At 64.5% G+C, this 22,699-nt stretch carries 24 protein-coding genes; 4 read left to right on the top strand and 20 right to left on the bottom strand.

Going from position 1 to position 22,699, the window contains the following annotated elements:
* Positions 1-56 precede the first annotated feature (56 nt).
* Positions 57-1,895 (top strand): SEC-C domain-containing protein, encoded by a 1,839-nt coding sequence (locus K7I12_RS10125; RefSeq protein ID WP_231664068.1) that lies wholly within the window; start codon positions 57-59, stop codon positions 1,893-1,895.
* Here K7I12_RS10125 and K7I12_RS10120 read toward each other — a convergent pair whose 3' ends face one another.
* Complete coding sequence (locus K7I12_RS10120; protein ID WP_035575241.1) at positions 1,896-3,272, bottom strand: AmpG family muropeptide MFS transporter; 1,377 nt, start codon at positions 3,270-3,272, stop codon at positions 1,896-1,898.
* A 198-nt stretch (positions 3,273-3,470) separates the two neighbouring features.
* Between K7I12_RS10120 and rfaH the strand changes: the two genes are divergently transcribed.
* A complete protein-coding gene (rfaH, locus tag K7I12_RS10115; RefSeq protein WP_231664067.1) occupies positions 3,471-4,013 on the top strand; it encodes a transcription/translation regulatory transformer protein RfaH in 543 nt (180 codons plus the stop codon).
* Positions 4,014-4,353: 340 nt separating this feature from the next.
* Here rfaH and K7I12_RS10110 read toward each other — a convergent pair whose 3' ends face one another.
* From K7I12_RS10110 to fliF, 14 genes are all read right to left on the bottom strand, one after another.
* Entirely contained in the window at positions 4,354-5,889 is a 1,536-nt protein-coding gene (locus tag K7I12_RS10110; RefSeq protein WP_231664066.1) for a putative bifunctional diguanylate cyclase/phosphodiesterase, read from the bottom strand.
* A gap of 121 nt (positions 5,890-6,010) precedes the next feature.
* Positions 6,011-6,796: a flagellar biosynthetic protein FliR gene (fliR, locus tag K7I12_RS10105; protein WP_031383667.1), complete on the bottom strand. Its 786-nt coding sequence runs from the start codon at positions 6,794-6,796 to the stop codon at positions 6,011-6,013.
* 11 nt (positions 6,797-6,807) lie between these two features.
* The gene (gene fliQ, locus K7I12_RS10100; RefSeq protein WP_031383666.1) at positions 6,808-7,077 is read right to left on the bottom strand and encodes a flagellar biosynthesis protein FliQ; all 270 of its coding nucleotides are present in this window, start codon (positions 7,075-7,077) and stop codon (positions 6,808-6,810) included.
* Positions 7,078-7,150: 73 nt separating this feature from the next.
* Positions 7,151-7,948 carry a flagellar type III secretion system pore protein FliP gene (gene fliP, locus K7I12_RS10095; protein ID WP_035575553.1) on the bottom strand — a complete coding sequence of 266 codons (798 nt, stop codon included), beginning with the start codon at positions 7,946-7,948 and terminating at the stop codon, positions 7,151-7,153.
* Positions 7,948-8,397 carry a flagellar biosynthetic protein FliO gene (gene fliO / locus K7I12_RS10090; protein WP_031383664.1) on the bottom strand — a complete coding sequence of 150 codons (450 nt, stop codon included), beginning with the start codon at positions 8,395-8,397 and terminating at the stop codon, positions 7,948-7,950. The genes fliP and fliO overlap by 1 nt, the downstream gene beginning before the upstream one ends.
* Complete coding sequence (fliN, locus tag K7I12_RS10085) at positions 8,394-8,897, bottom strand: flagellar motor switch protein FliN (protein WP_031383663.1); 504 nt, start codon at positions 8,895-8,897, stop codon at positions 8,394-8,396. The genes fliO and fliN overlap by 4 nt, the downstream gene beginning before the upstream one ends.
* Positions 8,890-9,933, bottom strand: a complete 1,044-nt coding sequence (fliM, locus tag K7I12_RS10080) for a flagellar motor switch protein FliM (RefSeq protein ID WP_231664065.1) — start codon at positions 9,931-9,933, stop codon at positions 8,890-8,892. The genes fliN and fliM overlap by 8 nt, the downstream gene beginning before the upstream one ends.
* A 6-nt stretch (positions 9,934-9,939) precedes the next feature.
* Entirely contained in the window at positions 9,940-10,428 is a 489-nt protein-coding gene (fliL, locus tag K7I12_RS10075) for a flagellar basal body-associated protein FliL (RefSeq protein WP_231664064.1), read from the bottom strand.
* 205 nt (positions 10,429-10,633) lie between these two features.
* Positions 10,634-12,043 carry a flagellar hook-length control protein FliK gene (locus tag K7I12_RS10070; RefSeq protein ID WP_231664063.1) on the bottom strand — a complete coding sequence of 470 codons (1,410 nt, stop codon included), beginning with the start codon at positions 12,041-12,043 and terminating at the stop codon, positions 10,634-10,636.
* Positions 12,044-12,073: 30 nt separating this feature from the next.
* Positions 12,074-12,544 (bottom strand): flagellar export protein FliJ, encoded by a 471-nt coding sequence (gene fliJ / locus K7I12_RS10065; RefSeq protein ID WP_231664062.1) that lies wholly within the window; start codon positions 12,542-12,544, stop codon positions 12,074-12,076.
* Positions 12,545-12,592: 48 nt separating this feature from the next.
* On the bottom strand, positions 12,593-13,996 hold the full coding sequence (fliI, locus tag K7I12_RS10060; RefSeq protein ID WP_231664061.1) for a flagellar protein export ATPase FliI: 1,404 nt from the start codon (positions 13,994-13,996) through the stop codon (positions 12,593-12,595).
* Positions 13,993-14,727 carry a flagellar assembly protein FliH gene (fliH, locus tag K7I12_RS10055; RefSeq protein ID WP_231664059.1) on the bottom strand — a complete coding sequence of 245 codons (735 nt, stop codon included), beginning with the start codon at positions 14,725-14,727 and terminating at the stop codon, positions 13,993-13,995. The genes fliI and fliH overlap by 4 nt, the downstream gene beginning before the upstream one ends.
* Entirely contained in the window at positions 14,720-15,706 is a 987-nt protein-coding gene (gene fliG / locus K7I12_RS10050) for a flagellar motor switch protein FliG (RefSeq protein ID WP_422723643.1), read from the bottom strand. Before fliG ends, fliH begins: the two co-directional genes overlap by 8 nt.
* A 5-nt stretch (positions 15,707-15,711) precedes the next feature.
* Entirely contained in the window at positions 15,712-17,484 is a 1,773-nt protein-coding gene (fliF, locus tag K7I12_RS10045; RefSeq protein ID WP_031383655.1) for a flagellar basal-body MS-ring/collar protein FliF, read from the bottom strand.
* A gap of 349 nt (positions 17,485-17,833) precedes the next feature.
* Here fliF and fliE point away from each other — a divergent pair, with 349 nt between their 5' ends.
* Positions 17,834-18,181 (top strand): flagellar hook-basal body complex protein FliE, encoded by a 348-nt coding sequence (gene fliE / locus K7I12_RS10040; protein ID WP_031383654.1) that lies wholly within the window; start codon positions 17,834-17,836, stop codon positions 18,179-18,181.
* Between the two features lie 87 nt (positions 18,182-18,268).
* Here fliE and K7I12_RS10035 read toward each other — a convergent pair whose 3' ends face one another.
* The 5 genes from K7I12_RS10035 to K7I12_RS17515 all read right to left on the bottom strand — a co-directional run bounded on the left by K7I12_RS10035 (position 18,269) and on the right by K7I12_RS17515 (position 22,124).
* Positions 18,269-20,554 (bottom strand): sensor domain-containing phosphodiesterase, encoded by a 2,286-nt coding sequence (locus tag K7I12_RS10035; protein ID WP_231664058.1) that lies wholly within the window; start codon positions 20,552-20,554, stop codon positions 18,269-18,271.
* A 140-nt stretch (positions 20,555-20,694) separates the two neighbouring features.
* Positions 20,695-21,087 (bottom strand): flagellar protein FlaG, encoded by a 393-nt coding sequence (locus tag K7I12_RS10030; RefSeq protein WP_031383652.1) that lies wholly within the window; start codon positions 21,085-21,087, stop codon positions 20,695-20,697.
* 140 nt (positions 21,088-21,227) lie between these two features.
* On the bottom strand, positions 21,228-21,785 hold the full coding sequence (locus tag K7I12_RS10025) for a FlgO family outer membrane protein (protein ID WP_031383651.1): 558 nt from the start codon (positions 21,783-21,785) through the stop codon (positions 21,228-21,230).
* A 13-nt stretch (positions 21,786-21,798) separates the two neighbouring features.
* Positions 21,799-21,945 (bottom strand): hypothetical protein, encoded by a 147-nt coding sequence (locus tag K7I12_RS10020; RefSeq protein WP_231664057.1) that lies wholly within the window; start codon positions 21,943-21,945, stop codon positions 21,799-21,801.
* A 47-nt stretch (positions 21,946-21,992) separates the two neighbouring features.
* A complete protein-coding gene (locus K7I12_RS17515; RefSeq protein WP_269438637.1) occupies positions 21,993-22,124 on the bottom strand; it encodes a hypothetical protein in 132 nt (43 codons plus the stop codon).
* 282 nt (positions 22,125-22,406) lie between these two features.
* Here K7I12_RS17515 and K7I12_RS10015 point away from each other — a divergent pair, with 282 nt between their 5' ends.
* Positions 22,407-22,685, top strand: coding sequence for a type II toxin-antitoxin system RelE/ParE family toxin (locus K7I12_RS10015; RefSeq protein WP_231664056.1), 279 nt, complete (start codon positions 22,407-22,409; stop codon positions 22,683-22,685).
* The last annotated feature ends 14 nt before the right edge of the window (positions 22,686-22,699 follow it).

Below are 22,699 nucleotides of genomic sequence, written 5' to 3'. Positions count from 1 at the left end.
TGGGTTGCCGGTGCCGAGCCATGTTAGACTGAGGTCGATTTTCCAAGGAGAAAGCCATGCTGGCGATGTGGGTGGAACAGCTGCTGGGATATGCCGGGGGCGCGCTGGCTGCCATCCGTGATCATGAGCATTACCCGTCGCTGATGGTCTGGGCGCGCGAGGAGGGCGTGAAGTATGTGGGCGACGACTTGGGGATGGCCCAGTCGCTGGCCCCCGAGCTATGGAACCAGACTCCGCTGGAACGTCAGAATTTCGCCTGCGAGCCGCTGGCACGGCCGGGCGCCAATGAGCCCTGCTGGTGCGATTCGGGGCGCAAGACCAAGGAGTGCTGTGGTGCGGTAACGCTGCCCGGGGCCATCCCTTCGTACCTGATGTGGATGCTCTCGCTGCGCGATTGGAAGGGCGAAACGCTCAAGGCGGCGCTCGACAGCGGCCGGGCACCGGCCCAGGCACTGCTCGAGGCCGGCCTGATCGCCGCCGAGGGCGGCCAGCGCGGGCGTGCCCAGCAGGTACTCGAGGCGCTGTTCGACGCGGCCGACTGGGATCAACTGCCGGAGCAGACCGAGCCGGCCTTCGAGTTGCTCATCGATATCTATCAGGAGCGCGGTTTCCATCGCAAGAAGACCGCGTTGCTCGACGAGATTCTCAAGCGCGGCCCGCTGTTCCTGCGCGGCGTGGCGCTGGAGCGGCTGTGTCTGATGCATCTCGACAGCGACGACCTGGCCAGCGCTCGCGAGGCCTTCGTGAGTGCCCAGCAGACGCTGCCCGACTCGCCGACCCTGGCCTACATCGAGGCCATGCTGTTGCTTCACGAGGGGCATCCTGATGAGGCGCGCGAGCGGGCGCGGTTCTGGTTCCGCCGGCTGGCGCGCCAGGGCGATCTGGACCCCGATCAGTTGCAATTTCTCGCCGAGCTGGCCGACAACCCCGGCGCCACCCTGGCCGAGCAGATGCTCAATTCCGAGGAGGGGCTGGCCGAACCGCTGACCAACCTGCAGGCATTGCTCGAGGCATTGCCCACCGCGCCGCTGCTGCACTTCGAGATCAACGCCGACGGCAACCTGGCGTATCACTCGGCGGCTCGCGAAGACACCCTGCATGCCGCCTGGCAGGCCGAGTTCAAGGTGCAGATCGACGAGGACGCGGCGCTGGGCTTTACCGACGAACCGTGGCCGCACGCCGGCGACTGGCTCGGTGCGCTGTGTTCCCACCCTGAATGGCTGGATTCGCCGCGGGTGGTGCAGATGCTGAGCATGGCATTGGCCAGCCGCTTCGGCAGCTTGCCATGGATGGCCGAAAGCTTCTTCGCGCCGCTGGCGGCGCGTTTCGAACGCTGGCTCGATCAGCTCGAGGCGGTGGGTGGACGCTTCGCCTGGGACGATGCCGACAATGCCGTGCTGCTGCGCACCGGACTGGCGCTGGTGGTGGGCATGGAGCGCGGCGCTCGCCAGCGCTCGCGTCATCTCGCCGAGCGGTTGCTGGTGCTCGACGATCACGACAGCCTGGGCCTGCGTGAACTGGTACTCGATCAATTGCTGCGCGAAGGGCGTGACGAGGAAGCGGTGAGGCTCAGCGATCAGTCGCCGGCCGAGGGAGAATCGCCGCTGCTTGGCGTGTTGATGGGGCGCGTACTGGCGCTGTATCGCCTCGAGCGTTTCGACGAGGCCCGCGATTCGCTGAGCGCCGTGCAGGATACCAACAGCCACGTCATCGCCCTGATGTGCGCCGAAAGACCCAGGCCGGTGTCGCTGGCCGTCGAGATACCCGAGCCCGGCACCCGCGCGGAGGCGTGGCAGTATCGAGCGCTGATGCGCGATCAGTGGCTGGCCACCCGCGGTGCGCTCAATTGGCTGGACGAGCAACGCCGCTGTGTCACGGGCTCCCGCTCGCGCTGATCAGTCGGCCGTCGGCTGAGACATTCGGCCGCTGTCGAGCGCGCCGGGCTGGCGGCCGAGCCGCCAGGCCAGCCAGATCGCCGGCAGGCCGAGCAAGGCTGCCCACAGGAAGAAGACGCTGTACCCCTGGTCGGCGACGATCACCCCCGAGAAGCCGCCGATGAACTTGCCCGGCAAGGTCATCAACGACGAGAACAGCGCATATTGCGTCGCCGTGTAGGCCCGTGACGTCAGGCTCGACAGGAAGGCGATGAACACCGTGCTGGCCAGGCCGTTGGCCAGATTGTCGCCGATGATCGTCACCACCAGCATGGGCAGTTGAGCGCCGGACAGCGCCAGGGCGACGAACAGCAGATTGGTCGCCGCGGCGAGCGCCGCGCCGATCACCAGCATGGTGGCGACGCCGTAGCGCACCACCAGCACCCCGCCGAGCACGCCGCCGGCGATGCTCATGGCGATGCCGAAGACCTTGGTGACATTGGCGATCTGCGACAGCGAAAACCCCAGATCGATGTACAGCGGATTGGCCATCGCCGCCATCGACAGGTCGCTGATTCGGTAGATCCCCACCAGCAGCAGCAACCACAGTGCCTGACGGCCGTAGCGGCTGAAGAAGTCGGTGAACGGGCAGACGATGGCGCCGATCAGCCAGGCGCCGAGGCGACGCTGCCAGCGCGGTCGATGCTCGGCCCTGCGCAGGAAGGCCCGCACGCGCGGCTCGTGAACGAGCTGCACGGCAAGCGCGGTGCGCGGTGGCTCGGGGCGCAGCAGTACGGTCAGCATGCCGACGCCGACCAGCGCGGCCATGCTTAGATAGGCGGCATGCCAGGACGCCATGTCGGCGATGTACAGCGCGCCGGCGCCGGCGGCGAGCAGCCCGCCGCGATAGCCGATGATGTAGGTCGAGGCCATCGCCGCCTGGACCGTCTCGCTGGCCGATTCGATGCGAAAGGCATCGATCACGATGTCCTGGGTGGCCGAGCCGAAGGCGACCAGCAGGGCAAGCAGGGCGACGACCGTCAGGCTGTTGCGCGGATCGACGCTGGCCAGCCCCACCAGACCGGTAGCGATGACCGCCTGAGCGAGCAGCATCCAGCCGCGCCGCTGGCCCAGCCAGCGCGTCATCAGCGGCAGCGGCAGACGATCGACCACCGGCGCCCAGAACAGCTTGATCGAATAGAGCATGCCGATCCACGAGAAGAAGCCGATCGCCGCGACCTCCACCTCGACGTCGCGCAGCCAGGCGGTCAGCGTCGAGAACACCAGCAGGAACGGCAGGCCGGCGGAAAAGCCCAGAAACAGCATGGCGACGACCGGGGGCTGGCGATAGACGGTCAGCGCGTCGCGCCAGCTGCGGCGTTGGGTGGTACGGGGCATGCAAGGGCTCTCCTGCCGGTAACGGGGCGATCGGGCATCGCAAGGGCATCAAAGCCTGCCAGCATCGATGCTAGACTGGCTGAATCGGTCAAACGTCCTAGGCCAGCGGATAACTTACGGGGTTTCCGCAGCTTGGATCAATCGCCGATCGCTGTACGGCGGCGGCTCAGGAATAGCGGCTCTGCGCGAGGATGCCTGATGAGTGAATCGAACGACAACCCGGCCATGGCCAATCCCGATGCCGTGCCCCGCTGGTATCTGATCCAGTGCAAGGGCGGCGAGTCCTTTCGTGCCGCCGAGCATCTGGACAATCAGGGCTATGAAATATTTCACCCGGTGCTCCAGGTCCAGAAGAAGCGCCGTGGCAAGTTGTGCTGGCTCGACGAACCGCTGTTTCCCTATTATCTGTTCATCCGCCTCGATCGGCTGGACAGCAACTGGCGGCCGATCCGCTCGACCCGCGGCGTGCTCAAGCTGGTGGGCTTCGGTGACGAGCCGTTACCGGTCGAGGACGAGCTGGTCTCGACCTTGCAGGACAGCGCCGGCCAGCAGCCCGAAGCGCATACCGCCAACGTCTATTTTCGTGCCGGCGAAACGGTCGAGATCAGCGACGGCCCGTTCCGTGCCCTGCAGGCGGTATTCGAGAGTCAAAAGGGCGAGGAGCGGGCGATCGTGCTGCTCAACCTGCTGCATGGCCAGCAGCGTCTGGAGATGCCGATCGGTCATCTGCGGCGTCAATAAATCGCAGAACTTGCGGAGGCTGTCGAAATAATTGGTTCATCGCATTTTGCCGGGAAATGCGGCACAGATCATCGCGAACAAGCTCCCTCCCACAGCCCCCTGCCGGTTAGCTTGTCCTTGTGGGAGCGAATTCATTCGCGATGGCGGCGGGCACTGTACCTTCCCGGCCATGCCGGGCGCCTGCGGCGCCAATCGGGAACAAGTTCCCTCCCACAAAAATCCCCGGCCCCATGCTCCAAATGGCCATCCAGGCCGGGTCGCGTGGGAGGCAATTTATTCCCAATAGCGAGGCCTTGACGTTTCACGCTGATCTGCGAAGAACCAAATAATTCAAGTCTCATCAGGAACCTGCGACGTTGTACCGCGCTGAAGGCGAATACGTGTCGAGCCAGCCGAGCACGGCGTCGGCGTCCAGGGCCGTCGAGATCAGAAAGCCCTGGGCCTGGTCGCAGCCGGCTGCGGCCAGCAGGTCCAGGTGCCGGCGGCTTTCCACCCCTTCGGCGATGACCAGCAGGCCGAAGCGGTGAGCCAGGGCAATGGTCGCATCGACGATCAGCGCATCATCGGGCTGGTTGGGCAAGTCGAGCACGAAGGACTTGTCGATCTTGAGCACGTCCAATGGCAAGCGGCGTAGTTGCGTCAGCGAGGAATAGCCGGTACCGAAATCGTCGATGGCGACCTGGATGCCCGATTCGCGCAACTCGCCCAGCAAGCGTGCCGCCAGGGCCGGCTCGCGCATCATCGATTGCTCGGTGACCTCGAGCATCAGCAGCCGTGGATCGACCCCCCGCTCGGCCAGCCAGCCGGCAATTCGTCGGCTCAACTGGGCATCCTCCAGGTCGACCGCCGAGAGGTTGGCGGCGACATGCTGCGGGCGCCCCTTAGCCGCCCATCCGGCCATCTGGCCGATCACCTGCTCGAGCATCCAGTCGCCGAGTAGCGCCATATGGCCGGAGGCGACCGCCAGCGGCAGGAATGTATCGGCCTGCAGCAGCCCGAGCTGCGGATGCTGCCATTGCAGCAGGGCCTCGAAGCCGGCAATGCGGCCGTCGGCGATATGAATCTTGGGCTGATAGACGACGCGCAGCTGGTCGTCGCGCACGGCCAGCACCATGTCGCGTAGCAGTTGCCGTTCACGGTCGTCGCGCAGATCGAGTTCCTCCTGATAGACGCGGTAGCCGTCATGGCCCTGGCGAGCCAGCGACAGGGCGATGCCCGAGCGGCGCAGCAGGCGGCGAGCTTCCTGGCCATGCTCGGGGTAACTGAGCGCCGACAGCGAGAGCGAGGGGATCAGCGACGTGCCTTCCAGTTCGAGCGGCTGGCAAAGTGCCTGGCGCAGGTGTTCGTGCAGCTCCGTCGGGTTGGCGGGACAAGCCGCCAGCATCAAGAATTCATCGCCGCCGAGCCGGTAGACCTGGCCTCGATGGAACTGCAATTGCAGCAGCCGCTGCGCCAGCGCGACCAGCAGCTGATCGCCGACGCCGTTGCCGAGATGCTGGTTGATGGTCTTGAGATTGTTGATGCTCATGCGCAGCAGCACGAAGTTCTCGCTGTGCTCGATGAGTCGGCCGATTTCTCCGAGCGCGGCCTGGCGGGTGCCGATTCCGGTCAGTGGATCGACATCCATGGCCTGCAGACCCGCCTTGCGAGCCTGCAACCAGGCTTGCAGCGTGCGCAGATGCGTGGGGTGGCGACCGCTGGGCAACGCGGTTGATTGCGGATTATCGCCGCCGGACAACAGTCGATCCGCCATCCTGGCGATGGTCAGCGCCAGCTTGAGCAGCCCCAGGCCCAGGCGACGACGCAGGCCGATGCCGAACGCATTTGCCACCCCGCGAACGAGACGATGGGAGGAGCGGCGATCTGTGCGGTTCATGGGGTGTCTCGTCTGACCGGATGGGGCAAGGCAGTCTCTCTAAGGTACCCGATGGCGGAAAAAGTTTCTCGGCTCGGTGTCGAGGCACGCCGACGAGCTTATGATCAGCCGGAGGCGCGGGTTAGCTGGCCAGCAGCTCGAGCATCTCGCGCATCGTCGAAACAGCCTGGGCGAACAGTATCTCCAGAAAGCGCCCTAAATCCTGCATCAGTACCGCGATCAGCACCAGTCCCACGGTCAGCGTCATGGGAAAGCCAATCGAAAAGATCGTCAGCTGCGGTGCGGCGCGGTTGAGAATCCCCAGTGACAGATTGATGATCAGCAGCGCCGCGACCACTGGCAGGGCGAGCAGTAGCCCTGCGGTAAAGATGGTGCTGGTGTAGCGAGCGATGAACTCGAAAGCGTCGGGATTGAGTGCCTGTATGCCGATCGGCAGCGTGCGAAAGGATTCGGCGAGAATCTCGATGACCACCAGATGGGCATTGAATGCCAGCAGCATGAGCAGCGTGATCATGTACAGAAATCGCGACAGAACCATGGTATTGGTACCGGTATCCGGCGAGAAGAAGGTGGCGAAGGCCAGACCCATTTGCAGGCCGATATACTCGCCGGCGGCCATCACCACGGCCAGTGCGATGCGCATGATCAGACCGATCGCCACGCCGATCAGGGTCTGCTCGATCATGATGCCGAGCCCTTCCCAGGAGATGATCGGTACGTCGGGGAGAGGCGGCAGCGTCGGCGCGATGACATAGGCGAGTACAGCGGCCAGGGCGATCTTGGACTGCCGGGGTATGCTGCTATGCCCCCACAGCGGTGCCGCCATGAGGAAGGCGGATAGGCGCATGAAGGGCCAGAGGAAGGCGACGATCCAGCCTTGCAGCTGGTCGAAAGTGACCTCGATCATCCGCTGTCGACCTACCCGAGCATGTACGGGATGTTCTTGAACAGTTCAGTGGTGAACTGAACGATCAGTTGGATCAGCCAGGGGCCGGCCAGTACCAGGGCGGCAAAGACCCCGAGAATCTTGGGAATGAAAGACAGGGTCGTCTCGTTGATCTGCGTGGCGGCCTGGAACAGGCTGACCAGCAGACCGACGGCCAGCGCCGTCAGCAGCAGTGGCGCGGCCAGGTAAAGGGTCACTTTCATGCCCTGGTAAGCCATGCTCATCACCATTTCCGGTGTCATATCAAGGCCTCCTGAAGGCTTGCGGCGGCGGCTCGTGTCGAGAGGGAGAGCCGGGAAAACAGGATAGGGCGGTTCAAAAGTAGAAGCTTTCGGCCAACGAGCCGATCAGCAGTTGCCAGCCGTCGACCAGCACGAACAGCATCAGCTTGAACGGCAGCGAGATGGTTGCCGGCGGTACCATTATCATCCCCAGCGACATCAGCACGCTGGCAACCACCAGGTCGATGATCAAAAACGGGATGAAGATCGTAAAGCCGATCTGAAAGGCGGTCTTGAGTTCGCTGGTCACGAACGAGGGCAGCAGCACGCTCATCGGCACGTCCTCGGGGCCCTGGAACGTGCCGGCATCGGCCAGCCGCGCGAACAGGGCGATGTCCGGCTCGCGGGTCTGGGCCAGCATGAACTCGCGAAACGGCTGGCTGGCCTGCTCGAGGAACACGTCGAAGTTGATCTGCTGGTCGGAGAATGGCTGCCAGGCCTGGTCGTAGACCTGCTGAAGCACCGGCGACATGATGAAAAACGTCAGGAACAGCGCGATACCCAGCAGTACCTGATTGGGCGGCGCCGACGCGGTGCCCATGGCGGTGCGCAACAGGCCGAGCACGATGATGATCCGGGTGAAGCTGGTCATCATCAGCAGAAGGGCCGGCAAAAAGGCCATCGAGCTGAGCAGCAGGAAGGTCTGCAGGCTCAGCGACCACTGCTGGCCGCCGCCTGCGAGAGTCTGGCTGGTCAGCCCGGGCACCGACTGGGCCAGCGCCTGCGGCGAGACGAGGGCCAGCGTGGCCAATAGCAGCAGGACGACGAGCCGCCAGCTGGCGAGGGCATCTCGCGCTCGAGCGGGCTCCTGGATTGGACGCAGAAAATTCATCATTCGTCCTCTCCACGCCCGGAGCGGCTGTCGCGCCGTCCCAGCGTGCCACGCGCATTGGCGCGCAGCGCCGTGGCGAAGCGTGCGGCGAAGCTCCGTGCTTCGGCAGAGGCGCTTTCAGCGCGTTCGGGTTCGCTGGGTGCCGGCAGTTCGTGCAGCGTCGTGACCTGACCGCCGCCCACACCCAGCACCAGCCACGTGCCCTCGACCTCGACGATGACCACCCGCTCGCGTTGGCCGATGGCGGTGCTGGTCACGACCTTGAGATGACGATCGCCTCGCCCGCGTGCGGCGTTGATGCGCCGCAACAGATAGCTGCAGGCGAAGATCACGGCGATCACCAGCCCCAGCGCGAGCGCCGTCTTGCCGAGCACGGCGAGGCCCATCAGGTCGCCTTGTGCGCTGCCGATGGACTCGGCCGCATCCTGGGTTGCGGAAGTCTGATTCATCGGTTGAGCTTTTGAACCCGCTCGGAGGGGGTGATGATTTCGGTAATGCGGATGCCATACTTGTCGTCGACCACCACGACTTCGCCCTGGGCGATCAGGTAACCGTTGATCAGGATGTCCATCGGCTCGCCGGCGAGGCCGTCGAGCTCGATGACCGAGCCCTGGGCGAGTTCCAGCAGCTGCTTGATGGTCAGGCGGGTGCGACCCAGTTCCACGGTCAGCTTGACCGGGATGTCCATGATCATCTCGAGATCGCGCATCGAGCCGTTGGCACCGCTCGCACCGTCGAGCGGCTTGAACACCGCGTCGCCGGCGGCCTGGGCATTGCCGGGTAGCGGCTGGGGCTGTTCCTCGACCTGATGTTCGGCTTCTTCCTGCTCGGCGAACGCCGCCGCCCAGGGGTCGTCGGCGGCAGCGTCGCCTTCGGCAGTCTGTTCGGCCATGGCGCTTGCCCAATCGTCGTCGGAGTGCGGCTGGTCGGGGTTCTTCGGGTCAGTCATTGTCGGATTCCTTGGCGCCGGCGGCGGTCAGGCCGGGAGCAAAAAACTTGGCATTGGATGCCGCATGATCGATCAGACGGCGCACGCGTAGCGCGCGCTGGCCATGCTGGCTGCCGTATTCACACTGCATGACCGGTACGCCGTCGACCCGGGTGGCGACGATGTCCGGCAACTCGATGGGCAGCACGTCGCCTTCCTTGAGCGACATCACGCGGCCCAGAGTGGTCGTGACGTCGGCGAAGTCGGCGGTCAGTTCCACCTGGGATTCCTTGATCTCGCCGGCCATGCGCTGGCCCCAATGGCGGTCCTCCTCGGCGTTGCTGTCGGTCAACGGTCCCGACAGCAGGTCGCGGATTGGCTCGATCATCGAATAGGGCATGCAGATCTGAAAATCGCTGGACAGGTTGCCGACTTCCAGATGGAAGCTGCTGTTGACCACGATTTCATTGGGCGAGCTGGTGATGTTGGCGAAGCGCACCTGCATTTCGGAGCGGATGTAATCGATCTCCAGCGGATAGACCGACTTCCAGGCGTCGTGATAGGCATCGATCGCCAGCCGCAACAGGCGCTGGATGATGCGTTGCTCGGTATGCGTGAACTCGCGACCCTCCGACTTGGTCAGAAAGCGCCCGTCGCCGCCGAACAGATTATCGACCACCATGAACACCAGGTTGGGCGGAAAGACCACCATGGCGGTGCCGCGCAACGGCTTCATGCCGATCAGATTGATGTTGGTGGGGACTGGAATATGGCGCGCGAAATCGCTGTAGCTCTGGTAGCGCACGCTATCGACGGTGATGTCGGCACTGCGCCGCAGCAGATTGAACAGACTCATGCGGAACTGGCGGGCGAAGCGCTCGTTGATGATGTCCAGCGCATGCAGACGCTCGCGAATGACCCGATGCTGGGTGGCCGGGTCATAGGGCCGCACGCGCGAGCCAGCCGTCGAATCCTGGGCCGGGGTCTCTTCCTCGCCGCTGACGCCCTTGAGCAGGGCGTCGATCTCATCCTGCGAGAGCAGATCGTCTTGAGCCATGATGTCCTATTGCACAATGAAGTCAGTGTAGAGTACGTCATCGACGACCAGCGTCGGCTGCGGCTCGCTGAAGGGCTGGTCGAACAGCGCCAGGATCTGCCGTGACAGCTTCTCCTTGCCCTGCGGCGTGATCAGATCGTCGGCGTTCTGGCTGGACAACAGCATCAGCAGCCGGCTTCTCACCTGCGGCATATGCATCTTTACCAGCTCACTGCTCTGCTCGTCACCGACCTTGAGGGAAAGGCCGATATACAGCAAGCGCTGCGAATAGTCGTCGCTCTGGATATTGACCGTGAACGGCTGTACCGGCACGAAGATCGGCGGTTTTGCCTCGGCGGGCGGTGCGGCTTGGGTTACCTCATCCTCGCTGGCGACTGAGCGGGAATCGAGCAGCAAGTAGACCCCCACCGAGCCAGCCACGGATAACAGGATGATCAGCAGTCCCGCCAGCCACCAGGGCTTGCTCTTCTTGCCTTCGGTCTTCGTCTTGGCCATTGCTTACGCCGTCGTTGATCGTGATGGGGAAAGTATGCCGGCAGCGGGGCTTTCGGAGTGGCCGAAAAAGGCTGCCGATTTACGGCTATCTCGGGGTTTTGCGAAACGTGCCGTGACCCGGGGCGACGGCTGATGCATTCAGGCCTACTGGCCGCCGACGAGGTTAGTGAAGGCCTGGGATTGCCGGGTTCGCCCGGCCCGCCCTTCAGGCGTAGAGATCCACGCCGCTGATGGCAAGGCCGCCGGCAAGGCCGAGCGCTGCGTCATCGAGGGCATCATTCGTGACGCTATGGGTGCCGGAGCCCATGGACCCGGCGACGCGATGCGCATCGGTGCCGTCCTGGCCCTGTTGCTGGCCTGGCTGCTGGTCGCCGACCATCGCTTCGCCGAGTTGGATGCCGGCTTCGCCGAGCGCTTCACGCAATTGCGGGATGGCCTGTTCCACGGCGGCCCGAACCTGCGGATTGGCCGACATGAACTGGGCCTGGGCCAGCTGATCATCGACCTTGAGGCTGATCGACAGCGGGCCTAACTCGGCTGGATTCAGGTGCAGCTGCACGCGCTGGCCGCCGCGCTGCTGTAGATTGACGAGCTGCTGGCCGAGGCTCTGCTGCCATTCGGCCGAAGCCAACGGGGCGCTCAGGGTGGGCGTCTGGACGACACTGGCGCTGAGCGTGGCGGTGGAGGGTGTCGCACCCGACCCCGCGCCGGCATGCAGGGGCATGGCGGAGGTTTCCGCGTTGCCGGTGCGAGCGGCGCTCAGGCTCTCGCTGATGCTCGACAGCCAGGCGCCGCCTCCGCCCTGGCCCTGGGCGCCTGCACCGCCAGGCGACGCGGCGACCTGGGTCTGCAATTGCTGCGTCCAGTTCAGCGTGGCACCGCCGTTGCTGAGCGCTCCCATGCTGGCCGAGTTGGCAGCGCCGGCAGTAGCGGAAGCCCCCGCGGCGGCTTTATCGTCGGTCACTGTCCCGCCGGTACCGAGCGACACCGGCTGGCCGTTTTTCAGGTCGGTAGCGTCAAGCGCCGCCTTCAGCGCGTTGCCGCCGGCCTGACTCAACAGGTTACGCTCGAGCCCGCCTTGCTGGCTCACCTGCTGGACCTGGGCAATGGCCTGGCCCAGCGGGTTGAGCGGGGTGTTGTCGCGGAAGCGGGCGAGGGTGTCGAGGCGTTCCTGAATCCCCGCCAGCTCGTCGCTGGCGAACCCCGAGATCAGCCCGTTGCCGGTACCGCCGGGGTTGGCATCCGCGGTCGCCGCGGCGAGCACTGTCGCTTGGCTGCCTGCCAGCGCACCCTTGCTCGTGGCCAGTACGGCGCCAGCCTGGGCAGGCAGGCTCAGCAAGGCTTGTGCCCCATCGCTGGCCAGCGTCATGGCATCATCGGAGTCGTTCTGCTCGCCAGCGGCGTCGGCAAGGGATCCGGCCGAGCGATTCGTTGCGCTGTTCGTTGCACCGCGTGCACTGCCGCCCTCGACGCCGCCAGCCGGCTTGCCGGGTTGACTGGCCTGCGCGAACAGCTGGGCGAAACCGCCGGCAGACCGATCGTCCTGAGCGGGCTTGCCGCCCTGGGGCGAGGCTGGCTGACCGGAAGTGACGGCAGGCAGAGATGACATGGCCATGTGACGGGCTCCTGGCTTTTCAAGGGGAGCCTAGTGGCTCGACCCGTGTCGGGATTCGTTCTGCTGACGGCGCAGCAGCAGGCCGTTGGCCATTTCATCGTTGTGGCGCTGTTCGAGCCGCGAGACGCGCTGTTGTTCGCGCTGCTGGCGCCGATCCACCAGGGTGTCGTAGGCGGAAAGCTTGCGCTGCGCGTCCTGCCAGTGCTGCTGGCCCCGGTTGAGCTGATGCTCGCGCTCGCTCAATGCCTGGCGGGCGCGCTCGATGGCATTGTCCAGCGAGGCCAGGAACTGCTGATAATTCTGCCAGCTATCGGGGCCGATGCCCTGAGCCATGGCCCCCTGCAGGCGCTCGCGATATTCCTGGCGATAACGGAACAGCGTATCCAGCTGGGCCTGGGCATCGCGGCGCGCGCGGCGCAGTTCGGCCAGCTTGAGGCTGGCGTTGTCGCGGGAATCGCGGGTCAGCGAAATCAAAGTGTCCAGCGGTGACGCTTGAGTCATGGTGGTTTACCCGATTCTGGTCGGTCTGACTGTGGCCAGAGTACGCGCTCAGGCACTAATCAATCCGTCCAATACCTGCCGTGTTTCGTCGATATTCGCGCGTTCGTCGATGCGCTGTTGCAAGAAACGTTCGAGCGCGGGGAACATCGACACCGCCTGGTCGAGCTGCGGATCGTGCCCCGGGGTGTAGGCGCCGACGCTGATCAGGTCGCGGTTGCGCTGATAGCGCGAGACCCACTGCTTGAACTGCTGGGCGCGGCGGTGATGTTCGTCGCTGACGATGGCGGTCATCGCTCGGCTGACCGATGCCTCGATATCGATGGCCGGGTAATGGCCGCCCTCGGCGAGCTGGCGCGAGAGCACGATATGGCCATCGAGAATCGCCCGCGCCGAGTCGGCGATCGGGTCCTGCTGGTCGTCGCCCTCGGTCAGCACGGTATAGAAAGCGGTGATCGAGCCGCCGCCCCTGGGGCCGTTGCCGGCGCGCTCGACCAGGCCGGGCAGCTTGGCGAACACCGAGGGCGGATAACCCTTGGTCGCCGGCGGCTCGCCGATCGCCAGGGCGATCTCGCGCTGAGCCATGGCATAGCGGGTCAGCGAGTCCATGATCAGCAGCACGTTGCGCCCGGCATCGCGGAAATCCTCGGCGAGCCGCGTGGCATAGGAGGCGCCCTGCAAACGCTGCAGCGGTGAGGTGTCGGCGGGCGCGGCGACCACCACCGCCCGGCGGCGACCCTCTTCGCCGAGGATGTTCTCGATGAAATCCTGAACTTCGCGGCCGCGCTCGCCGATCAGCCCGACCACGATCACATCCGCCTGGGTGTAGCGGGCCATCATGCCGAGCAGCACCGACTTGCCCACCCCGGAACCGGCGAACAGCCCCATGCGCTGGCCACGTCCGACGCTGAGCAGGCCATTGATGGCGCGAATGCCGACGTCGATCTGGGCATCGATCGGCGCCCGCGCCATGGGGTTGAAGGGGGGCGTGGCCAATGGCGCGTGGCGCACGTCGTGCAATGCCCCCTTGCCATCCAGCGGCCGGCCGTTGCCGTCGACCACGCGGCCCAGCAGCAGATCGCCGAGCGGAAAGCGCCGTGCGCTGCTGTTGGCTTCGTGGCCCTCGCCCAGCGGCAGGACCCGTGAACCGGGCAGCAGCCCGCTGATCTCTTCGAGGGGCATCAGAAACAGCTTCTCGCCGGAGAAGCCGACCACTTCGGCCTCGGCGTAGCGTGCAGAGGAGCTACCCGGACCGCTCGTCTGCGACGAGAGCTCGATGCGGCAGGCACTGCCCAGCGGGATGCGCAGGCCGACCGCCTCGAGCACCAGGCCGGTGGCACGCACGATGCGCCCGCTGGTGCGATAGTTGGGTAGCGCGCTGACGCGTTGGTGAACGCCGCCGAGCGCATTGCGCCAATGGCCCTGATGGCGGTTGATTTCGCCGAGGCTGGTCATGACGGTTTCTCGCCGGCGTCGATGGCGGTGTTGCGTCGTCGCACCTGATTGGCGATGGTCTCCCAGCGCGATTCCAGGGTGGCGTCGAGATCGCCGCTGGCGCTGGTCGCGCGGCAGCCGCCGCGGCTCACCAGGTCATCGGGCTGCAACTGCCAGCCGGCGGCCTCGAATTCGTGACCGAGCTGAGCCTTGACCAGGGTCAGGTCGGCGGGATGCAGCCACAGACGCGGCCGCCCGGAGAGCGCCGGCTCGACGTGCAGGAGCTCGCGAACGACATCCAGAATCGCCTCGGGGCGTGCCTCGAGGGCTTCGCCGGCGAGTTGCCGACCGGTGGCCAGCGCCAGGTCGACCAGGTGCTCGGCCATCTCCTCGTCGAGGGCGGCCAGCGCCTCGCCAAACTGCGTGGCGAGGGGTAGCAACGGTTGTAGCGTGTCGCGGGTCTGACGCTGCATCTCGGCTTCGCCGGCTTTGCGGCCTTCGTCAAGACCGGCTTCGTAGCCGGCCTGCTGGCCCTGCTCGAAACCTTCCTGATAACCGGCCTGACAGGCCTCCTTGCGGGCCTGCTCGCGCATCGCGTCGAGCTCGGCCTGGCGCTGGGCGGCCTGCTGGCGCACTCGCTCGCGGCGTTCGCGCTGGCTGCGCAACTGGTGGTCGGGGCTGCCCAGCTCATCCATCCGCCAACGCTGCCAGGCGCCGTCGTCGCGTTCGGGGCTGACCAGATGATCAGACATAACTGTCGTCGCCTCCGCCCAGCGCTATCTCGCCGCTGTCGGCGAGTCGGCGCACGATCTGCAGAATCGCCTTCTGTTCGGCCTCGACCTGGGACACGCGGATCGGGCCGCGAGCCTCGAGATCTTCCTGCAACATCTGCGCGGCGCGCTGCGACATGTTGGCCATGAACTTCTCGAGCAGCGCGTCCGGCGCACCCTTGAGCGCGATAACCAGCGAGTTGGTGTCGATTTCCTTGAGAATCAACTGGATACCTCGATCGTCGATGTCCATGAGGTTCTCGAACAGGAACATCTCGTCGATGATCTTCTGCGCCAGGTCCTCGCTGTGGGCGCGCACCGTCTCGATGACGATCTCTTCCTGGGCGGAGTTCATCAGGTTGAGGATCTCGGCCGCGGTCCTCACGCCGCCCATCTTGCTGCGCTTGAGGTTCTGGCCGTCGAGCATGCCGCCGAGCACTTCGGTGAGCTCCTGCAAGGCGGCCGGCTGAACGCCGCTGAAGGTGGCGATTCGCAGCACCACATCGTTGCGCAGCTTATCGTCGAACAGCTCGAGAATGCTCGCGGCCTGGTGACGCTCGAGATGCACGAGGATCGTGGCGATGATCTGCGGATGCTCGTCGCGGATCATCTCGGCGACCATCGACGGCTCCATCAGGTTCAGCGAGTCGATGCCCGAGGCGTTGCTGGTGCTCTCGAGGATGTCCTCGATCAGGCCCGAGGCGCGGTCGCTGCCCAGCGCCTTGGTCAGTACCGAGCGGATGTGCTCGCTGGAGTGCAGGTTGACGGCGGTAAACTGCTCGGCCTCGTCATGGAATTCGGCGAGCACCTGGCTCATCTCCTCGTGGGAGACCTGATCGAGCCTGGCCATCTCCATGCTGATTTCCTGGACCTCCTTGGCACCCAGAAACTTGAAGATTTCCGCCGCGCTGTCCTCATCAAGGGAAAGCAGCAGGATTGCACCGCGGCGGGCGCCGGTCATTTCGATCATTTGTCGTTCATCCAGCTTCTGACGATCATGGCTACCAGCCGCGGATCTTCCAGGGCGATCTCGCGGGCATCCTTGAGATTCTGCTCGTAGGCATTGGCGCGGCGACGGCGGCGCGGCGGTGGCTCGGCGGCTTCGCTCGGCGCATCGCCGCCATCATCGTCCTCGCTATCGCCGGCGCTCGCCGCGTTCGGGCTGCGCAGGGCGGTCGGCCGGTTCGCGGGCAGGGCGGCGCTCTGGCGCTTGATCAGCGGACGCAAGACCATGAACCACAGGAACAGCGCGGCCAGGGCGACCAGCAGATAACGGCCCAGGGTCATGGCCAGCTGCAGCATTGCCGGCGTCTGCCACCAAGGTACTTCGACAAACGTCTCGTCGCTTTCGGTGAACGGGCTGTTGACCACTTCTATGGCGTCGCCGCGCGCTTGGGAGAAGCCCATGGCTTGGCGTACCAGGCGCTCGATCTGCGCCAGCTGCTCGTCGCTGAGCGGCTGCTTGACGGTTTCGCCGGCCTCGTTGAGTCCCTCGCGGTAATCGACGACGACCGCGACCGAAAGGCGCTCGACGCCGCCACGCTCGAACTGGACGTAATCGACCTGACGATCGAGTTCGTAATTGATGGTGTCGTTGCGGTCCAGGCGGCTCAGTGGCGTATTGCTGTCGGCCTGAGCGTTGTCGGCGGTATTCTGGGCGTTGGCACCGTTGACCTGATCCTGGGCATTAGTGGTCTGGCCGTTGTCGATCGGCGATGCCGCGACGCCCGGCGGGGTATTGGAAAGTGCGCCGGGAATGCCGCTGGGCAGGCCATCGCCACCGGTGTACAACTCGCTCAACTGGCGACTGCGAACGGCGGCTTCGTTGGGCGGCTGATTGGGGGAATAGCGCTCGGCGGTCTGCTCGCGCTTGGAAAAATCGACCTGCGCCGCGACCTGCGCACGGACGTTATCGGCGCCCAGGATCGGCGCCAGGATACGCTCGATATTCTCCTGGTAGGTCTTCTCGATCTTCTGGACATAGCTTAGTTGAGTGCCGTCGAGGCCGCCCAGCTGGCTGCCGTTGCGCGACAGCAGCCGCCCGTCCTGGTCGACCACGGTGACCGCGTCGGTGGCCAGTTGCGGCACGCTGCTGGACACCATGTGCACGATGGCATTGACCTGGCCTTCGCTCAGCACCCGGCCGGGCTCCAGGGTCAGTACCACCGAGGCCTTGGCGGGTTCGCTTTCGCGTACGAACACCGACGGCTTGGCCATCGACAGCTGCACGCGGGCCTGGGCGACCGGGCCGAGCGCCTCCACCGACTGGGCCAGCTCGCCCTGCAGCGAACGTTGAAAATTGACCTGCTCGGCGAACTGGCTGATGCCGAAGGCTTGATTGTCCATCACCTCGAAGCCGACATCGCCACCCTTGGGCAAGCCCTGTTCGGCAAGCTGAAGACGCAGCAGATACACCTGGTCGGCGGGCACCAGCAGTGCGCCGCCGCCCTCGCTGAACTGATAGGGAATGCCGCGGGCGTCGAGTTCGTTGATGATGCTTCCGCCATCGGCATCGCTCAGGTTGCTGTACAGCACCCGGTACTCGGGGCTGCGCGCCCACAGCAGCAGCACGGCGATCAACGCGATCGCTGCGGCGGCGGCAATGATCAAGGGAATGCGCGGATTCTCGCGCAACTGCTTGAGCAGTCCTTGCGCGGAGGCGCCCTGGGCCGAGGCATTGGCTGCCCGGGCCTGGTTCCCACCAGGATTGCGCTGCTGCGAAGAGGCGACGTCGCTCATGAGTGCCCTCCGCCAGGCAGCGGGCGCGTCAGGGTGGCGGTGTTAGCGTCGGCCCGCGCGTATCGGGTCGGTGCAGATAGCATTTTAATATCCGGCTCCAGCATCCATCGATTCCAAGTCCCGGGTTGCGCTTGACGTGGCGGTCGGTTGCGATAGGCCAGCCGGACTGGGCGCGTTGTCAAGGGGGACGGTCGTGTGATGGAGGCCATTATCCGCAGGTGTTGTCGCCCTAAAGGCAAGAAAAGCCCCATTTTTGAAGCTCATTTGCAGCCATGATCCGCCGCCGCTGATGCTAGGCTTGCCTTCGTCCACCCATCGGTCCTTATCCAACAGGGGCAGGAGAACCGCCATGAGCGTACCCGCCATTCAAGCGGCCTTGCAGCAGATGCAGAGTCTGGCCAATCAGGCCAGCGCCACTCAATCGATCGCCAACCAGGCCGGTCGCGGCCAGCAGTTGTCGACGTCAGTGGGGCAGGGCGGCTTCGCCGACGCGCTGCAGTCGTCGATTCGCAAGATCAATCAGCTGAAGCAGGACTCCGATGCCAGCGTGAAGGCATTCCAGGCCGGCGATCCCGGGGTCGCGCTGAACGACGTGATGGTCGACATGCAAAAGGCCAGCATCGGCTTTCAGATGGGCGTTCAGGTACGTAACCGCTTGGTGACGGCCTACAAGGACGTCATGAACATGCAGGTCTGAACCGGGCCTGCGAGGCCGTTATTGATTCCTTTCTCCCGGCGGGTAGCCTGAGCGGCGCCTGTTCGGGAGCGCTTGCGTTTCCCGCCGTCACTTTTCGTCATGCGTCAGCAGGTCGCGATCGGGACGAGCCAGCAGGTAGCCCTGGGCGCGATTGCAGCCCAGCCGGCGCAGGTAGTCGAGCTGAGCCGGCGTTTCGATGCCTTCGGCGCAGACATTCCGGCCGAATCCGCGACACAATGTCAGCAGCGATTCGACGATCGCCCGGTCTTCGGAGGAATCGGGCAGCCCGGCGATGAACGATTTGTCGATCTTGACGGTGTCGAACGGGAACTGCTTGAGATGCGACAGCGACGAGAAGCCGGTGCCGAAATCGTCCAGCGCGATGGCGATCGATTGACGATGCAGCGCCTCGAGCTGCTGGCCGACCCAGTACGGCGACTGGATCAGTGCCGTTTCGGTGATCTCCAGCTCCAGCGCCGAGGTGGGCAAGCGTCGGCGTTTCAATGCCTCGACCAGGTAGTCGGCCAGTTGGGCGTCGTCCATCAGTTGGATGGCGCTGATGTTGATGCTGACGAAGAAGTTCGTGGGTAGCCGTTGCCGGTTCGATGCCAACGTGTCGAGCGCCTGATCGATGATCCAGCGACCCACCTCCACCATCAGCCCGCTCTGTTCGAGAATCGGTACGAAGACGTCGGGGCCGACGGTCTGCTGATCGGGAGCCCGCCAGCGCAGCAGCGCCTCGGCGCCGCACGGTCGGTCGAGCGCCTTGAGCGACCACTGCGGCTGAAAGTCGAGATGAAATTCGCCCCGCTCGAAAGCGCCGACGAGTCGTCTCTCGATGGCCTCGTGACGGCTGGCCTCGTCGAGCATGCCGCTCAGGTATTGGCGCACGCGGTTGCGTCCATGCTGCTTGGCGCGCACCAGGGCCGCATTGGCGCGTCTCAACAGCTCCTCGGGAGCCGTCTGGTAGAGGCTATGCGCCGTCAGGCCGACACTGACGGTCAGTTGCAGCCCCTCGATGGCATGAAAGCGATAGCTTTCGACCGCTTCGCGCAAGCGCTCGACAAGCTGCGGCGCCTCGCAGGGCTGGGCGAGCGGTACGCTGACGGCGAACTCATCGCCGCCCAGCCGGCCCAGGTGGGCGTCGACGTGGGGTGCGAGAAGACTGCTCAAGTGCTGGGCCAGCTCGCAGAGAATGGCGTCGGCCTGGGCGGTGCCGTGGGCATCGTTGATACGCTTGAAGCGGTCGATGCCGAACACGGCGACCAATTGGCTCTTCTTCTTGCACTGATCGGATGCATGGTCGCTGCGGGCCAGCGCGCGCAGGAAACCGGTGCGGTTGAGCTGATGGGTGAGGCCGTCGTGATGGGTGATCCACTCGATTTCGCGCTGTGCTTTCAGCGTTTCGCGAAGGTCGCGGGCGACGATGATCAACTGGGTCCGTTCGAGGTTGCTCGAGGGCGTGCGCTGAATCTGCGCCTGGACCGGCAACGTTTCGCCGTTGCGACAATGCAGATTGGCATTCAGGCGCACCGCACGCTGGCCATCGAGCGCCGCCAAGCGCTTGCTCAGCGCGCTGACTGCCAACGACTTGTCGAGCGTTTCGGGGGAGAGCGTCAGCAACTTATCGCGCGAATAGCCCAGTCGTTCGATGGCGCCCTGATTGCAATACGTAAAGCGCCGGGTCTGCTCATCGACGATCAGGATCAGGTCGAGGGTGGCGTCCAGTGTGGCGCGAAACTTATCGAGCTGAGCCTGCAGGGCGGCACCGTTGTGAGCCGTATTTCTGGCAGCGTAGGGCGTCTGCCAGCGATCCTCGACACTGATCGGCGTTGGTGGCAACCCAGTACCCCGTTCGCGCGGGTAGGCGCCGCTCGGAGGGTTCTGGCGCTCCCCGCGGTGAGCGCTACGCCGCTCGATCTCGATCGTGGTCAGGTGTGCCAGACCCTTTAGCATCTCGCGCTCCCGGGCATCGAAGGTGCGCGGTGTGTCGCTGACGATGCAGAAGGTGCCCAACGGCATCCGGTCGGGGCCGTAGATGAGGGTGCCGGCATAGAAGCGAATGTAGGGCTCGCCGCGGGCATAGGGATTGTCGGCGAAGCGCGGGTCAGCCTGTGCATCCTCGATGACCGTGAGCGTGCCCGATTCCAGGGTGTGGACGCAGAAGGCATATTCGATGGGCATTTCGCGAAAGCCCAGCCCGCAAGCCGACTTGAACCATTGGCGATCCGCGTCGAGCAGGCTGATATAAGCGATCGGCGCATCGAATAGGCGGCAGGCAAGATGCGTCAGACTGTCGAAGCGTACCTCGTCGGGCGTGTCGAGCAACTGCGTTGCGCGTAGCGCGGCAAGCCGGCGAGGCTTCATGAGCATGGCCTTGCGTATTCCATGATTGAAGGCTGTGCGCTGAAGTGTCATCGGTGACCTGTCTCCTTGTCTTTCCTGCTGGCTGTGTCTCCGGCACGGATCAGGCGGGTTGCCATTCCATTGGCCTTGTCCCGTCGTTGAGTGAATCAGACCTGCAGCTCGATCAGGCGGCCCTGCATCCGGGCGAGGCTCTCGGCGATGCGCAGGACTTCTTCGCTGGGGATCTGGCGAATCACATCGCCGCTTTCGCGATCCACGACGCGGGTTACCACGCGGCTGTCGTAGGACTGCAGATCGAATTCCAGGCCGTAGCTGCGCATGACCGCGTTGATCCGATGAAGCGGCTCGACCAGCTCGCTCTGGGTGGCGCTCGATTCGTCCGCCGGCGACGCCTGCGCGTTTTTCGCCACGCCAGGCGGCGCCGCGAGATGGGCAAGGACCCGCTCGAGCCTTTGTTGCGGGGTTGTCGCACCGTTGCCCGATGCGCTGATCACGCCAGCGGCAGCGCCGGTGATGGGGTCGATGTAAGGGGAGCTCATGGCCAGCCTCGCGGTGCATGCCGAAGGGGTGTGGTTGGTTATCAGCAGGCGCGATGGGCGAGCCTGTCAAATGACCTATCGGCCTGGCGGGGCGAGACTTGAACGTACCGGCACGGGCTCGATCGATGCACGGCAAGTCACTACCAGCGGTTGGGCAGCATCGCACGGGTATTACGATCCAGCGGGATCTGCACGCTCGAGGCGCCGAGCACCACGTTGTCGCGGGTACGCACCAGGCGCACATTGACGTAAGCCATGCTCTGACCCTGGCCATAGGTACCCAATAGGATCGCCTGGGCGTTATGCGAGGCGGAAAGCCGGCGGATGTCCCGCGACAGGATCAGCTCGCCGGTCTGCTCCTCGATGAACAGGCTGTTGCGCATCTTGACCTCGATTAGCATCAGCCCGGCACGGCTGAGCGACGAGGCGAACATCTCGGAAAGCGTGCGACCGAAAGTCGACGATTCGCTCAGGTCGTCGATGCTGACGAAGCTCGCCGCGACGATCGGCTTGGTTGGGTCCAGCTCGCGGGTGTCAGCGAGCAGATCGGCGGCGGTTTCGCGCACCAGCGCAAGTATGTCGACCGTGGCGTTGCTGGTGACGCTATAGCTGTCGCTGCCGTTGGAGGCGCAACCGGCGCCGAGCGCCATGACACTGGCCAGGGCGACGCGCAGCAATAGGCATTGGATCGATTTCATTGTAGGCGCTCTCTCACCAGGCATCGGTCACGGGTAACGGCTTGGGCGATTCGTACTGGCCTGCATCGTCACCGTTGATGTAATAGATATTCGACGACGAATACAGGATGCGGTCGTTCTCGCTGACCTGGGTGGTAACGATCACCTCCTGGTTGCTCACGCTCTCCCAACTGCCGCTGAAGGCGTCGACCAGAGCCGCACCGGGGATTAGCGCCAGCGCCGGCTCGCTCCAGTTATTGAGGGATAGGTCGTCGCCATCGGCACCTGCGAGGTATTGGCGACGCAGCCGCCCAGCAGCAACGCGCTGCCCAGCCCGGTGAAAAGGAGTTTGCGTACCATGAAGGGTCCCTGGCTTTAGTTTTTTATCGAGCCGGATTTTCGACTCCGGCTTGAGACGTGGCCGACGCCGTTGGCGACGTCATGAGCGCGACGCAGCACTATAAGCCTTATCGGCTGATTGAAAGCGAACTTTACAAATGCGATTCGTATGTTTTGCAACGCCTCTATGCGGCACGGGTCGGCTGTTGGCCGCTCTCATGGCTGCTTTGACCATTGACACGTGTCAGATTACAATGGAAATTGAGATTTATAGCCAATAATAGCGTCAGCGGAGCGGTGGGAGTGATCAAAAAGATCAAGCACAAAGGGTTGAAGCGTCTTTATGAGAAAGGGCAACGGCAAGGCGTCCAACCCAGCCATGTCGAGGATCTCGAAGACATCCTCGCTCTGTTGGATGCGGCGAGTGGCCCCGTGCAAATGGATTTACCCGGTATGGATTTTCATCCTTTGAAGGGGGCGCGGAATGGCTATTACTCCGTCCATGTAAACGGGAATTGGGCGGTGACTTTCACATTTGACGGTGAAGATGCCGACCAGGTTGATTACGAAGACTATCATTAACCGCTAGAAAGAGG

Origin of the sequence: Halomonas sp. IOP_31, assembly GCF_021151495.1 — a bacterium.
GTDB lineage: Bacteria > Pseudomonadota > Gammaproteobacteria > Pseudomonadales > Halomonadaceae > Modicisalibacter > Modicisalibacter zincidurans.
Note: the sequence above shows the minus strand (reverse complement) of the source record. Positions and strands in the feature narration are given on the sequence as shown.

What these genes read in the sequence shown, in the direction of transcription:
- K7I12_RS10125 (WP_231664068.1), top strand. Translation starts at nt 57, where the DNA reads ATGCTGGCGATGTGGGTGGAACAGCTGCTGGGATATGCCGGGGGCGCG.
- K7I12_RS10120 (WP_035575241.1), bottom strand. Translation starts at nt 3,272, where the DNA reads ATGCCCCGTACCACCCAACGCCGCAGCTGGCGCGACGCGCTGACCGTC.
- rfaH (WP_231664067.1), top strand. Translation starts at nt 3,471, where the DNA reads ATGAGTGAATCGAACGACAACCCGGCCATGGCCAATCCCGATGCCGTG.
- K7I12_RS10110 (WP_231664066.1), bottom strand. Translation starts at nt 5,889, where the DNA reads ATGAACCGCACAGATCGCCGCTCCTCCCATCGTCTCGTTCGCGGGGTG.
- fliR (WP_031383667.1), bottom strand. Translation starts at nt 6,796, where the DNA reads ATGATCGAGGTCACTTTCGACCAGCTGCAAGGCTGGATCGTCGCCTTC.
- fliQ (WP_031383666.1), bottom strand. Translation starts at nt 7,077, where the DNA reads ATGACACCGGAAATGGTGATGAGCATGGCTTACCAGGGCATGAAAGTG.
- fliP (WP_035575553.1), bottom strand. Translation starts at nt 7,948, where the DNA reads ATGAATTTTCTGCGTCCAATCCAGGAGCCCGCTCGAGCGCGAGATGCC.
- fliO (WP_031383664.1), bottom strand. Translation starts at nt 8,397, where the DNA reads ATGAATCAGACTTCCGCAACCCAGGATGCGGCCGAGTCCATCGGCAGC.
- fliN (WP_031383663.1), bottom strand. Translation starts at nt 8,897, where the DNA reads ATGACTGACCCGAAGAACCCCGACCAGCCGCACTCCGACGACGATTGG.
- fliM (WP_231664065.1), bottom strand. Translation starts at nt 9,933, where the DNA reads ATGGCTCAAGACGATCTGCTCTCGCAGGATGAGATCGACGCCCTGCTC.
- fliL (WP_231664064.1), bottom strand. Translation starts at nt 10,428, where the DNA reads ATGGCCAAGACGAAGACCGAAGGCAAGAAGAGCAAGCCCTGGTGGCTG.
- K7I12_RS10070 (WP_231664063.1), bottom strand. Translation starts at nt 12,043, where the DNA reads ATGGCCATGTCATCTCTGCCTGCCGTCACTTCCGGTCAGCCAGCCTCG.
- fliJ (WP_231664062.1), bottom strand. Translation starts at nt 12,544, where the DNA reads ATGACTCAAGCGTCACCGCTGGACACTTTGATTTCGCTGACCCGCGAT.
- fliI (WP_231664061.1), bottom strand. Translation starts at nt 13,996, where the DNA reads ATGACCAGCCTCGGCGAAATCAACCGCCATCAGGGCCATTGGCGCAAT.
- fliH (WP_231664059.1), bottom strand. Translation starts at nt 14,727, where the DNA reads ATGTCTGATCATCTGGTCAGCCCCGAACGCGACGACGGCGCCTGGCAG.
- fliG (WP_422723643.1), bottom strand. Translation starts at nt 15,706, where the DNA reads ATGACCGGCGCCCGCCGCGGTGCAATCCTGCTGCTTTCCCTTGATGAG.
- fliF (WP_031383655.1), bottom strand. Translation starts at nt 17,484, where the DNA reads ATGAGCGACGTCGCCTCTTCGCAGCAGCGCAATCCTGGTGGGAACCAG.
- fliE (WP_031383654.1), top strand. Translation starts at nt 17,834, where the DNA reads ATGAGCGTACCCGCCATTCAAGCGGCCTTGCAGCAGATGCAGAGTCTG.
- K7I12_RS10035 (WP_231664058.1), bottom strand. Translation starts at nt 20,554, where the DNA reads ATGCTCATGAAGCCTCGCCGGCTTGCCGCGCTACGCGCAACGCAGTTG.
- K7I12_RS10030 (WP_031383652.1), bottom strand. Translation starts at nt 21,087, where the DNA reads ATGAGCTCCCCTTACATCGACCCCATCACCGGCGCTGCCGCTGGCGTG.
- K7I12_RS10025 (WP_031383651.1), bottom strand. Translation starts at nt 21,785, where the DNA reads ATGAAATCGATCCAATGCCTATTGCTGCGCGTCGCCCTGGCCAGTGTC.
- K7I12_RS17515 (WP_269438637.1), bottom strand. Translation starts at nt 22,124, where the DNA reads ATGGTACGCAAACTCCTTTTCACCGGGCTGGGCAGCGCGTTGCTGCTG.